Annotated in this window: 11 protein-coding genes; 2 read left to right on the top strand and 9 right to left on the bottom strand. The window is 57.4% G+C overall.

The annotated features are described in order from the left end of the window. Nucleotides 1–122: 122 nt before the first annotated feature. The 9 genes from EI290_RS09775 to EI290_RS09735 form a co-directional block, all read right to left on the bottom strand. Nucleotides 123–1094 (bottom strand): hypothetical protein, encoded by a 972-nt coding sequence (locus tag EI290_RS09775; protein WP_125429170.1) that lies wholly within the window; start codon nt 1092–1094, stop codon nt 123–125. A 212-nt stretch (nt 1095–1306) separates the two neighbouring features. After that, a complete protein-coding gene (locus tag EI290_RS09770; RefSeq protein ID WP_125429168.1) occupies nt 1307–2698 on the bottom strand; it encodes a CsgG/HfaB family protein in 1392 nt (463 codons plus the stop codon). Between the two features lie 17 nt (nt 2699–2715). Beyond that, a complete protein-coding gene (locus tag EI290_RS09765) occupies nt 2716–3144 on the bottom strand; it encodes a curli production assembly/transport component CsgF (protein ID WP_125429166.1) in 429 nt (142 codons plus the stop codon). 54 nt (nt 3145–3198) lie between these two features. Further along, complete coding sequence (locus EI290_RS09760) at nt 3199–3828, bottom strand: CsgE family curli-type amyloid fiber assembly protein (protein WP_125429164.1); 630 nt, start codon at nt 3826–3828, stop codon at nt 3199–3201. 251 nt (nt 3829–4079) lie between these two features. After that, nucleotides 4080–4916, bottom strand: coding sequence for a glutamate racemase (murI, locus tag EI290_RS09755; RefSeq protein ID WP_125429162.1), 837 nt, complete (start codon nt 4914–4916; stop codon nt 4080–4082). 66 nt (nt 4917–4982) lie between these two features. Beyond that, on the bottom strand, nt 4983–5603 hold the full coding sequence (locus EI290_RS09750; protein ID WP_125429160.1) for a DUF4304 domain-containing protein: 621 nt from the start codon (nt 5601–5603) through the stop codon (nt 4983–4985). A gap of 29 nt (nt 5604–5632) precedes the next feature. Further along, on the bottom strand, nt 5633–7558 hold the full coding sequence (locus EI290_RS09745; RefSeq protein WP_125429158.1) for a RecQ family ATP-dependent DNA helicase: 1926 nt from the start codon (nt 7556–7558) through the stop codon (nt 5633–5635). A 91-nt stretch (nt 7559–7649) separates the two neighbouring features. Beyond that, a complete protein-coding gene (locus EI290_RS09740) occupies nt 7650–8441 on the bottom strand; it encodes a hypothetical protein (protein ID WP_125429156.1) in 792 nt (263 codons plus the stop codon). A 400-nt stretch (nt 8442–8841) separates the two neighbouring features. Beyond that, nucleotides 8842–9498, bottom strand: coding sequence for an ABC transporter ATP-binding protein (locus EI290_RS09735; RefSeq protein WP_125429154.1), 657 nt, complete (start codon nt 9496–9498; stop codon nt 8842–8844). A 148-nt stretch (nt 9499–9646) separates the two neighbouring features. Between EI290_RS09735 and EI290_RS09730 the strand changes: the two genes are divergently transcribed. Further along, nucleotides 9647–10753 (top strand): glycoside hydrolase family 113, encoded by a 1107-nt coding sequence (locus EI290_RS09730; protein ID WP_185816929.1) that lies wholly within the window; start codon nt 9647–9649, stop codon nt 10751–10753. Nucleotides 10754–10959: 206 nt separating this feature from the next. After that, nucleotides 10960–12165: an ADP-forming succinate--CoA ligase subunit beta gene (gene sucC / locus EI290_RS09725; protein ID WP_125429150.1), complete on the top strand. Its 1206-nt coding sequence runs from the start codon at nt 10960–10962 to the stop codon at nt 12163–12165. The last annotated feature ends 24 nt before the right edge of the window (nt 12166–12189 follow it).

The raw sequence follows: 12189 nt of genomic DNA, 5'->3' as shown, positions 1-12189 counted from the left end.
TACAAATTTTTATATTTTAAATATAAAAACCAATAGCATCTCGTAGTTCCGGAGAGTACCACGAGATGCTATCAGAAAATGAGGGCAGATAGGGGAAGTACTGCCCGTAGCATATTAGTTACTTAGCGGTTCTGCGACACGTTGCTGACGTTGCCATTACCGGTCTGCGTAACGTAGCTCTGGTTGCCAACAGCACCCTGCAGGGTAGTGGCCTGGTTACCCGAGCCCAGCTGAGTTTGCGAAGCAATATGGCTGCCTCCACCGTTCTGGCTGATGTAAGCCGAGTTACCGGGCGAAATGTAGGTGCCGTAGGCATCCTGATCCTGGTAGGCTTTGTTGTTGCCCCCACCCGACTGTTCAATTACCGCGTTGTGGTTGTCGAGGCGCTGAGTTTGCACAGCGGTGTTCAGGTTGCCGCTCTGCGTGATAGAAGCTTTGGAGCGGTAGCTGCCAGCGGAGTTAGCACCCTGGTCCTGAGTAGCCGTGTTGTCGTTGCCGGAGGTCTGGCTGATGGTGGCCTCGTTTTCGATACCACGCTGCATTTGTGAACCGGTGTTACGAGCACCCAATTGCAGAATGTTTGCCTTGTTTTTGTCGGGGCTGCCGGGGAAGCCGGGGGCGGCTACCTGCGTCTGGTAGGCCTTGTTGCCTTCACTGGCACTCTGGAAAACAGTGGCTTCGTTGCGGGTACCGTTCTGGGTCTGAACCGACAGGTTAGAACCGCTGAGCTGCGTGGCAGTAGCCTTGTTGTTGCTACCTACCTGCGTCTGGTAGGCTTTGTTGTATCCATCCAGGGGAATATTGTCGCCTTGTTTTACCGAGGCTTCGTTGCTGCTTCCGGTCTGAGTCTGCCAGGCCTGCTGGTAGGTGTCGCGCTGGTCGGAGGTGGCTTTGTTGCTGGTACCCGACTGCGTCTGCGTCAGGGAGTTGTACCCATCGCGCTGTGTGCTGCTGGCCTGGTTGAGGGCCCCCGTCTGGGTTACGGTCAGCTGATGCATGGTGCCCGTCTGCGTAGCGTTTTGCACGTTGCTGCCTTGAGCAAAAGCTCCACCAGCTACCAGTAGAGATGCAACGAGGAAAGATAACTTTTTCATGGAATGGGGGAAATAGGTTAGAGAAGGAAAGTGGTTTGGGGAAGTAAAATGCTGTTCCCTCCGGAGGAACAGTACAAATGTATGTTAGAAAAAGTAAATTGCAAGTCCTTATTAAAAAAATAATTAAAATTTTTATTTGCTTAGTTATATAAGCACAACAATAGGATTTAAGCCTGCTGATCAGGGGGTTAGCAACCAGACTTTGGCTATGCCTAGCGGGTGGATGAGCGGGGGCGGCTGCCCAGGTAGAAGGTGGCCCCCAGGCGTACCGTCCAGAAGTAGTCATTATACTTCCCGAGTGCCACATTATCGAGGCCATCGGAAAAGTAGTAGCGGGCATCAGTACCCAGATGCAGCCCCAACCTATCGGTAACCAATAGCTCCCCTCCTATTCCGCCTGCCACGTGGGGCAACAGAGCACTACCGTTACCCCGGGGATTCTGGGCTGTGGCCCCTCCACCCGCCCATACGTAGGGCGTAAACCGGTCGCGGGGAAAAATGCGGTAGTATACTCCCAGCTCGGCATAGTTATACGACTGCTTGAAATAGTCACCGGCCCCCAGTTCAAAATAGCCCAGGTGAAATGCCGTACTAAAGCCGGATTCCGGATTGCGCCGGTAGCGCAGGGCCAGCTCGGCGCTGCCCCGTACCTGGGGGTGCTTCAGGTCGCCCACGTAGCGGGTAGTGGCCCCACTCAGGCCCACCCCCAGTTGGGCGCGCCGGTCGCGCTGCGTGCGGCCAAGCACATCAATATCCTGGTTTTCCGTTTTTTCCCGGAAGTACGCGCTGATAGCCGGGCCGTTTTCGTCGGCCGGGTTGCGCGGGGTCCAGAGCTTTTCCCGGATGCCTTCGTACACCATGGCCTGCACCGATTTTTCAATGGCCTCTTTCACCGCCATTTCGGTGGGCTCATTGTAGGTGAAACCAGTTTCGGTTTCGAGCAGCCGCTTGAAATTAACAAACCGAAACAGGCTGGCATCTACCTGCTGCGACAGGATGGTTTTGGAGGTGTACACCGTTTTCAGAATTTCGCCGGTGCTGGTACTAATGGCCCGCAGGTACACCGTAACCCGGTCCTGCCGGTACTGGCCCGAAGCTCCGGCCCCAAAATACCGGAGGCCGGCCCCACCCGTGACCACGTTGGCATCGTAGGAAATGATACCGCCTTCCAGAATAACGCCGGCAAACAGCAGGGAGGGTAGCATCGGCTCCTTGCGCCCGGTAAGCTCCTGGTACTCAGCCCGGCTGGAACGGATGATTTTCCGCTCGTTCAGCAAATTACCCAGGTTCTCGCGCTCAATGGGATTAAACCACTTCGACTCTTCCAGGGCCCGAAGCAAAATACTGGTACCACCCTGAGTTACGGCCGTGGAAAAACTCGACCCCGCCTGCGTGGGTTTGTACTGCCCCGTCTGGTCCCGAAACTTATACACGGCTACTACAATCCGGTCGGCCGGGGGAGCCGGCAGCTGCAGTAAATCGGTATTGGCCCGGGCCTCGGCCCCCAGGCGGGCCCGCTCCGTGGTGAACGGCTGATGGAAATAGGGCGCACAGCCCCCCGCTGCCAGCAGCAACAGCCAGCAATAGTGTAGTAGAATGCGCATACTGGTAGAGGCTGAGGCTAGAGGGCCGGAACGGTGATAGTCGTTTGATTACCGGTGTTGGAATCGGTAATCTGGATGCTGAACCCGCCGCCGTTGGGCGTCACAGAAATCTGATAGCTCCCCACCGTGTAGTTTCCCTCCTGCAGGCCCTGCGTGCCGACGCCCAACTTGTTGCCCACCAGCTTCTGGGCCAGCTGACTCAGAATCTGCTGGTTCAGGTTCTGCTCAAATTGCTTGAGCGGGTCAAGTTGAAACGATGATTGCGCCGGGGTAGCGGCTGGGTCCTCGATAGTATTTTGGGCCTGGGCCGCACTCAACAGCCAGGAGTAATTGAAGGTATTGCCTCCCCCAAAGGCCGGATTTTTGGGCTCGTACACAAAATCCTGCGCGCACACGGCCGATACGCGCAGCAACAGGGCGCAGGCCAGTAGAAATAGTTGTTTCATAATGGGTGGGGAGAAAGGGAAGAGTAAAACGGCCGGGAAGCAAGCGGATGAGGCTTAGTATTGGTCGATGGCCACGCGGCCACCTTTCTCTAGCTGCTGACTGAGGCTTTGCTGCTGCACCATGTAATCCTGCACGTAAGCAATGGCCTCGGCTACTGCGTCCTGAATCAGGTCGTAGTTGGGCTGCAAGGGAAATTCCAGCAGGTCGTCGTCGTTTACCCGCACCGTGAGCAGGGTGCTGTTGGCCCGGGCTGGTTTTTCGCCGATGGTGATGGTGTACTCCTGGATGCCGGTAGGAGCTTCCCACTGGCTATAGAACAAATCGTAAAAGTCCCGCCCGGGCTTGGTAATCGACTGATCTACCACTAGGCCGCTGATTTCCAGGCCCGCTGCAACTTTGCGGCGGGCCGACTGCAGGGAATCGACCCGGAACAGCAGGCGCAGATTTTCTTCCAGCTTGCGGCTGGATTCGGCCCCGGCATTGGCTTCCTTAGCCGGAGCCTGCGCCGCTGATTTTTTGGGAGCATCGGCCCGAACCGGACGGTTGCGCTCGGCCTGGGCCCGCGCAGCATGCGTAGCTAGCAGCAGGAGGAGCATACTGCTAAGGCCCCACACCCATGGTCGCCACCATAGCACTGGCAGGTGAGAGTTGCTGGTGGTAGTGGGTTTTCGCGACTTAGACATAAGGCAATAAGAAGCTGGCCCACCCTAAAAGGCAGGAAGTAAAAGCAATGCAAAACAGAAGAATAGAACTGCTTACAGAATTGGCAAACAGTTTAACGGCATAAATGTAAATATTTAGAAAAATAATACAAGTGTATACGCATTTATTTTTTGCATCTATTTTATTACAATCTGCATTATATCAATACAAATTCAGAGTTATATACCTACTCAACTCTCTACTAATGTGCTGATTAACTTCTAAGCACTGCCTACTCCCACAGCGGATAATGCTCCAGATGAACCTCGTGCCCGAAGAAGATGCGGGTACTTTCCTCGAAGGAGCGGGTGAAATCGGACACGTAGAAATGGTGACGGGGCGGGGTGGCAGCGGGCCGGGCTGCCAGCTCCTGACTTTCTAGGTACCGGCGTACATGTTCGGCTACGATGTCTGAGGCATCCAGTACTTCGGTGCAGCCTTGATAATACGCCGCAATCTGGTGCTTGATGAGTGGATAATGCGTGCAGGCCAATACCAATGCTTCTATATCAGCCAGTACAGGGTTAGAGAGGTAGGTTTCAATAACATTATCGGCAATGGTATTATCAAAGAAACCTTCCTCAATCATGGGAGCCAGCAGCGGCGTGGCCAAGCTGCGTAGCTCTACTCCAGCATCCAGATCATCTATTTTCTTGCGGTAAACGTTGCTGTTTACGGTTTGCTTCGTCCCGATGAGGCCTACCGTACGACCCGCGTACTGCTGCCCCACATGCGCCACAATGGGGTCGATAACATTGAGTACCCGGGCTTTGGAGCCCACGTATTCGCGCACTAGCTCATAAGCCGCCGCCGAGGCCGAGTTGCAGGCAATAAGAATAACCTTGCACTGCTGCTTGAGCAGCAAGTCGCAGATTTTGACGCTATAGGCCTGGATGGCGGCCGTACTTTTGTCGCCGTAGGGCAGGTGGGCCGTGTCGCCGAAGTACACCAGCCGCTCGTGGGGTAGCACTTTGTGTACGGCCCGTGCTACCGTGAGGCCACCAATGCCACTGTCGAAAACACCAATAGGACGGGTAGTCAGGTCGGGGGAAGAGGAGGTAGTAGCCATTGCGGCCCGAAGGTAACCAGTGTACGGTTGGGTGTGCATGGTTTATAACAATCCACAGCCACGCCATTATACTTTCTGAAATTCACCCGACAGCAATTCAGTTTTCAGTCTCAGTAGATTATCCTTTCTATAACGGTAAATCGTGGCTTCAAGCTCTTCCTCGAGCCAGTGTAAAGCGGCCGCACGATACCCGCAAGCATACGCTCCCCTTATTCCATTTTCGTCATTAGGCCACCTTTCTCGCAACAGGCGCTGCACTATATCGTCCGCACTCCCTATCTCCCGCAGATAGGGCACTACAAAACGCACTACATCCTGATGTACATGCTCTTCTACAGATGCAACAGGCGTAAGGTCCGTTAGCTCGTACCATGAAACCGGACTGCCCATCAAATTCCCTACTCTCTTCCGTACCAGACAATCCGGCTCCAGAAATTTAGGTCCTGATGTGCGGCCCCAATTGTTTGCCCGCTCAGCTTCCAAAAGGTACAGCCCGACATTCAGCGTGAACGATATGGTATTTCGGTCGTTGTATGCGCTTCTTTGAACATTGACAATCCTTCCCCAGCCAGCAGCATCGTAGTACCGAAAGTTGCTACCATTTCTTTGATGGCCTAATCCTTTAATTTCCGGCCATATAACTTCTGACACTAGCGCTCCGAAGCGTAACTGTGTAGGTGATTTCATCACGCAAATCAAAAGAATCAGAGTACAATTCAGGATATCACCAGCCGCCCATCCGCCGCGTAGCGCAGCTTCCCCAGCTCCACCAGCTCCCGCAGCAGCCCGATAATGGTGGCGGCCTGACCGGGGGCAAACTGGGCCAGCACTTCGCGGGGTGTTTGCGGGGTGGCTTGCACCAGTTGCAGCAGCTGTTCCCGCAGCTCCGCGGAAGGCGCGGCTTCCTGTTGAGCTTTCTTCCGGGCCAGGCATACGTCGCAGACCCCGCAAATGGGTGCATCCAGCTCTCCGAAGTACTCCAGCAGCAGCTGCTGGCGGCAGCGCCCCCCGGCGGCGTACCGAATAACTGCTTCGGTTTTGTGCAGGGCCTGGTCGCGCTGCTGCGTGAGGCGTTTCTGGTCCAGCGGGAGCTGGGCGGCGTCGTAGCGGGGCGTAGTAAACAGGGCCTGCGGCGACTCGTGCCGGGGCTGGTACTGGATGATGCCCGAGCGGTGCAGAAACACCAGCATCCGGCGCAGCTCCACCGCGCTCAGGCGCAGGTGCTGAGCCAGGCTATTCTCCGAAATCCGCTGAAACCCGGCAAACAGCTCGCCCCCGTGGAAGCGCAGCAGACTTTTGATGAGCTTGTCGTGCTGGGCGTTGGCCACCTGGAAGCGGTACAGGTCGGTGTGGTCGATGGGAATATGCACCCGGGCCGGATTGTTCACCGCCTCATTCAGCTGCACAAAGCCCTCCCGCTCCAGCATCCGGAGGCTGTTGTGGGCATCCAGGGCCCGGATGCGGTAGGTTTCGGCAAACTGCTGAATATCGAAGTCGAAGGCTACCAGCTCCCCACCTCCAACGGCCGTGCGCGAAAAGTTGGCCAGCGCCTGGTACACCCGGCGCACCGTATCGAGGGGCGGGAAGCTGAGTTGGGTGCGGCGGCGCAACTCATCGGCATCGTTGGGCCCCTGCAGCACCACGGCAAAAGCGTATTTCTCGTCGCGCCCGGCCCGGCCGGCCTCCTGGTAGTAGGCCTCCAGGTTATCGGGGGCGTCGAGGTGCACCACCAGCCGCACGTCGGGCTTGTCGATGCCCATACCGAAGGCGTTGGTGGCCACGATGCACCGGGTGCGGTTCTGCATCCAGTCCTGCTGCACGCGGCTGCGCTGCTCGGTGGGCAGGCCGGCGTGGTAGGCGGCGGCGGCCAGGCCCTGCTGCTGCAAAAAAGCCGCCGTGTCCTCGGTTTGGCGGCGGGTGCGGGCGTACACGATGCTGGTTTTATCCTTACCTACCCCGCGCACCACTTCCTGCAGGCGTTTAAGCTTATCCTCGGTGCTCAGCACGGAGTACGAGAGGTTGGGCCGGGCAAAGCTCTGCTGAAACACCCGGTGCGTAGGCCCGAACTGCAGCTTCTCCACAATATCCAGCCGCACCTGCTCGGTGGCGGTGGCCGTGAGGGCAATGCAGGGTACGCCCGGCAGCAGCTCCCGCAATTCCTTAATCCGGAGGTAAGGCGGCCGGAAGTCGTAGCCCCACTGCGAGAGACAGTGCGCTTCGTCCACGGCCAGCAGGCTCACCTTCATTTTCCCCACCCGGGCCCGGAACATGTCCGTCAGCAGCCGCTCGGGGCTCACGTACAGAAACTTCACCGGCCCGTACACGCAGTTGTCCAGGGTCTGGTCGATTTCCTGGTGGCTCATGCCGGCGTACACGGCCTCGGCCTTGATGCCGCGCTTGCGCAGGTTTTCCACCTGGTCCTTCATCAAGGCAATCAGCGGCGACACGACCAGGCACAGCCCCGGCCGGGCCAGGGCTGGCACCTGAAAGCAGATGCTTTTGCCGCCCCCGGTGGGCAGCAAAGCCAGCGTATCCTGCCCGGCCAGTACCGCCCGGATAATATCCTCCTGCAGGGGCCGGAACTGCGTGTGCCCCCAGGTATGGCGCAGTATGTGCAGAATATCGTCGGTGGCGGCCAGCATATACCCAAAGGTACGGCGCAACCCGGCTCCGAAGCACAAAAAAGCCCGCTGCCAAGTGGCAGCGGGCTTTTGCTATATAGAGTAAGGGCAATTAGGCAGCGGCAGCCTGACCGTTTTCCCGGTCGTCGATGGCCTTTTTAAGCTTGGCAATGGCCTGCGCGGCGCGCTCCTCATCCAGGCGGTTAATGTTGAGCAGCATCTTGGTCTTCTCGGGGCGCGTGATGAGCGGATGGTTCAGCAGCCGGATGATTTCCTCCTTCTGCGAAGCCGAAGCGTAGGCCGGGGCCTCGGCGGCCGGCTCAGCGGCTACGGCTTTCATGGGTGCGGGCGCCTCGGCGGCTACTGCGGCCGGAGCTGCCGGCACGGCGGCCATAGCGGGCTGCTGCGCGGCCGGGGTGTTGCCGCCATACTCCATTTCCTCAGCCGGGGTGGGCTCGTAGCCGGCGGCGCGGATAATCCAGGCCAGAATGTTGCGGTAAGCTTTGCCAATGGCCCGGGTCTGGGCCATGCTCATAATAGCAAACTCCTGGTAGAACTTCTTACCCTGCTCCTTATTGGAGCAGATGGCGAAGCCCGCGCCCACCGTATGGCCGCTGCGCATGTCGAACAGCGTCACCTTGGCCTGGTACTTGATTTCCTGCTCGGTCGAGACGTTGATAACGTGGTCCACAATGGGCACGATGCCCAAGCGGGAGCCAGCGTACTGCCAGCCTTCCACGTTGACAAACTCTTTGCCCTGCACCGTAGTGCTGAGCTTATTGTCCTTAATGAATTTGGCAAGGTCCGTCGCCAGGTGCAGCGTTTCATCGGAGCGTGAAATGTCATAGCTCTCGATTTTGGTTTTACGAACCTGCTCTTTGGGTGTCTTGATGGCTTCGCTCATGACGTCTTTCCTTTAGTGTCCTGTAGTACCGTATTTGTTTACGTGAATATAACGGGCTCCTCGCCAAAAAGGTGCAAAATCACGTCCGATTTTTAACAAATTTTCTTCCTGATTATCATGTAGTTAAAAACTATATTTCCAAAATTTTTAGCCAAGCATAATTTTTAGCTTTTCTACCCATGCCGGAGTCAGCGTATCTGCCCTTTTCTGGTCCTTCGCGGCCTTCAAAAACGGAAAACCCGCTGCCTCGTTCCGGTAACGCGGCAGCGGGTTAGAAAGCACGGTCCGGGGCAAAGCGGACGCGCGACCAGATTAGACAAAAGCCACCTGAACCAGTGGTTCAGGTGGCTTTTCAACAGGTGGTTAGGCCAGGAAGTTCCACTTAGTCCTGGGTATTCTCCTATCCTTCCCAAATATTTCCATCTTTCATCGTAATCTTCCGGTCAGCCATTTCGGCTAGCTGGTCGTTGTGGGTTACGATGACGAAGGTTTGGCCCAGCTCTTTGCGCAGCAGAAAGAAAATCTGGTGCAGCTCCTGAGCGTTCTGCGAGTCAAGGTTGCCGCTGGGTTCGTCGGCGAAGATGATTTCGGGGGAGTTGATGAGGGCCCGGGCCACAGCCGTGCGCTGCTGCTCGCCCCCGCTCATTTCAGAGGGCTTATGGTCGGCGCGGCGCTCCAGGTTCAGCATCCCGAGCAGCTCCCGGGCCCGCACTCGGGTCTCTTTTTCGGAGCGGCCGGCCAAGTAAGCCGGCAGGCACACGTTTTCGAGGGCCGTAAACTCGGGCAGCAGGTTATGAAACTGAAAGATGAAGCCGATGTGCCGGTTCCGGAACCGGGCCAGGTCGGAGCGGCCCAGGGAGCTGACAGATTCTCCATCGAACAGCACTTCCCCGGAGTCAGGGTTATCCAGCGTACCCAGGATGTGCAGCAGGGTACTTTTGCCGGCCCCCGACGAGCCAACGATGCTCACGATTTCCGACTTCTCAATCGTTAGGTCGATGCCCTTGAGCACTTCCAGCGTGTTGTAGCTTTTACGGACGTTAATAGCTTGCAGCAAAACGGACTAAATGTAAAGTGGAGCCGGAGTACGGGAAACAAATCTACGGAATGTAGGGCGTTGCGGTGGTGCCGGCAGCGTAATCAGGCAAAACAGCGGCCAAACCTACCCAAATCAGGCTACCTTACAAGCTGCTATGGTTGTTGCTATGCCTCGTCTGCCGCTTCGTTCTGTTCGCCGGGCTGCCTGGGTACTGGTGCTGCTGGCGCTGGGCGGCCTGAGCTGGCTCCGGTGGCCCCGCCCCCAGCCCGCCACGTTGCCGCCCCTGTCTTCCGTGGGCCCTGCCCCAACTGATGGGCGCCTGCGGGGCGTGAGTTGGGTAGCTGGCGACTCCGTTTCGGCCCTCGACCTGGAGCCGCTGCGCCGGGCCGGCGTTACCTGGATTGCCCAAACCCCGTTTGGCTGGCAGCCCAGCGCCACCGGCCCCGAAATCCGACTGAGCACGGGTAATAACCGCCACTACTGGGGCGAAAGTGACCGGGGCATCCGGCTGACGGCGGCCCGGGCCCGGCAGCACGGTATCCGGACGCTGCTCAAGCCCCACTTATGGCTGCGCAACGGGGGCACCTGGCCCGGGGATATTGCCATGACCTCGGAAGCCGACTGGCAGCAGTGGTTTGCCAACTACTCCCGGTTCATCCTGCACTATGCCCAGTTGGCCGAAGCCAGCCAGATTGAGGCCCTGTGCATTGGCACGGAGCTGGAGCACGCCAGCGGCCCGACCCACGAAGCCGCGTGGCGTCAATTAATCCGGCAGATCCGGGCGGTGTACCATGGGCAGCTCACCTACGCCGCCAACTGGAGCGGGGAGTTCGAGCGGGTACCGTTCTGGGATGCGCTGGACTTTATCGGGGTGCAGGCCTATTTTCCGCTCGCCACTACCAACAGCCCCGACAAAGCCACGCTGCTGCGGGCCTGGCGGGGTCCGCTTAAGCGCTTGGAAGCTGTGCAGAAGCAGTTTGCCCGACCTGTTGTATTTACGGAGGCAGGGTACAAGACCACACCCGACGCGGCTATTCAGCCCTGGACCTGGCCCGACCGCATGGCCCTGCTCAGCAAGGCCGACGAAACAACCCAGGCCACTTGCTACGCGGCCCTGTTTGAAACGTTCTGGGCCCGCCCCTGGTTTAAGGGGCTGTTTGTCTGGAAGTGGTACCCTGGCCTCTCCCCCGATGGCTCGGCCCGCCGCCACCTCGACTTTACACCCCAGCACAAGCCCGCGGAACGGGTAATGGCCGAATGGTTCCGGAAGTGAGCTGCTGGGAATTGAGTTGTCTGGTGTCGGTTTTTTGGTTTTTGGCAGGTCGGATGTTGATGCCCAATTATCAGCAATGAACACTATTCTCCCAACAGTATCACCCAGCCACAGACAACGAATATCAAACAACGAATAACTAAGAACTCATTTCTCCCTACTTTCGCGCCTAGTTAACCACCCCGAAACCCCTCTTAACTGACTCTATGAACATTCACGAGTATCAGGGCAAAGAAATTCTGAAGCGCTACGGCGTGCGTGTGCAGGAAGGCATTGTGGCCGATACGGCTGAGGAAGCCGTGGAAGCTGCCAAAAAACTGACCGAGGAAACCGGCACCAGCTGGCACGTAATTAAGGCGCAGATCCACGCCGGCGGCCGTGGAAAAGGGGGCGGGGTGAAACTCGCCAAAAACCTGGAGCAGGTAAAGGAAATTGCCGGTCAGATTATCGGTATGCAGCTGGTAACCAAGCAAACCGGTGCCGAAGGCCGTAAGGTGCACAAAGTGCTGGTAGCCCAGGACGTGTACTACCCCGGCGAGTCGGAAACCAAGGAATTTTACATGAGCGTGCTGCTGGACCGTACCTCCGGCAAGAACGTTATCATCTATACCACCGAGGGCGGTATGGACATTGAGGAGGTAGCTGAGGCTCACCCCGAGAAAATCCACCGCGAGCATATCGACCCCCGCGTGGGTCTGCGTCCTTTCCAGGCCGCTAAAATTGCCTTCAATCTGGGCCTGACCGGTGCCGCCCAGAAGGAGATGGTGAAGTTTGTGCAGGCTCTGTACAAAGCCTACGACGAGACGGACTCGGCCATGTTCGAAATCAACCCCGTGCTGAAGACGTCGGACAACAAGATTCTGGCCGTTGACGCAAAGGTTACCCTCGACGAAAACGCGCTGTACCGCCACAAAGACTTCGTGGAGCTGCGCGACACCAACGAGGAAGACCCGCTGGAAGTAGAAGCCTCGCATTCTAACCTGAACTACGTGAAGCTCGATGGCAACGTGGGCTGCATGGTGAACGGTGCCGGTCTGGCCATGGCTACCATGGACATCATTAAGCTGAGCGGCGGCGAGCCGGCCAACTTCCTTGACGTAGGGGGTGGAGCCAATGCCCAGACCGTGGAAGCCGGTTTCCGCATCATTCTGAAGGATCCGAACGTGAAGGCCATCCTCATCAACATCTTCGGCGGCATTGTACGGTGCGACCGGGTAGCCAATGGGGTGGTAGAAGCCTACAAAAACATCGGCGACATTAAGGTGCCCATCATTGTGCGCCTGCAAGGAACCAACGCCGAGGAAGGTGCCCGCATCATTGATGAGAGCGGCTTGAAAGTGTATTCGGCTGTGCTCCTGAAAGATGCTGCCCAGAAAGTGAAAGAAGTACTGGCCGAGCAGGGAATTTCATAGTATTTCCAAGAAAAAATTGTTTAC

The organism is Hymenobacter metallilatus (assembly GCF_003944705.1).
GTDB classification, from domain to species: Bacteria; Bacteroidota; Bacteroidia; order Cytophagales; family Hymenobacteraceae; genus Hymenobacter; species Hymenobacter metallilatus.
The sequence above is the reverse complement of the archived record's forward strand: the minus strand, read 5'-3'. Positions and strand labels throughout refer to the sequence as shown.

Bases quoted from the DNA above. Each gene is read 5' to 3' on its own strand.
- EI290_RS09775 (WP_125429170.1), bottom strand. From the start codon at position 1,094: ATGAAAAAGTTATCTTTCCTCGTTGCATCTCTACTGGTAGCTGGTGGA.
- EI290_RS09760 (WP_125429164.1), bottom strand. From the start codon at position 3,828: ATGTCTAAGTCGCGAAAACCCACTACCACCAGCAACTCTCACCTGCCA.
- murI (WP_125429162.1), bottom strand. From the start codon at position 4,916: ATGGCTACTACCTCCTCTTCCCCCGACCTGACTACCCGTCCTATTGGT.
- EI290_RS09730 (WP_185816929.1), top strand. From the start codon at position 9,647: ATGCCTCGTCTGCCGCTTCGTTCTGTTCGCCGGGCTGCCTGGGTACTG.
- EI290_RS09750 (WP_125429160.1), bottom strand. From the start codon at position 5,603: ATGAAATCACCTACACAGTTACGCTTCGGAGCGCTAGTGTCAGAAGTT.
- sucC (WP_125429150.1), top strand. From the start codon at position 10,960: ATGAACATTCACGAGTATCAGGGCAAAGAAATTCTGAAGCGCTACGGC.
- EI290_RS09770 (WP_125429168.1), bottom strand. From the start codon at position 2,698: ATGCGCATTCTACTACACTATTGCTGGCTGTTGCTGCTGGCAGCGGGG.
- EI290_RS09745 (WP_125429158.1), bottom strand. From the start codon at position 7,558: ATGCTGGCCGCCACCGACGATATTCTGCACATACTGCGCCATACCTGG.
- EI290_RS09740 (WP_125429156.1), bottom strand. From the start codon at position 8,441: ATGAGCGAAGCCATCAAGACACCCAAAGAGCAGGTTCGTAAAACCAAA.
- EI290_RS09765 (WP_125429166.1), bottom strand. From the start codon at position 3,144: ATGAAACAACTATTTCTACTGGCCTGCGCCCTGTTGCTGCGCGTATCG.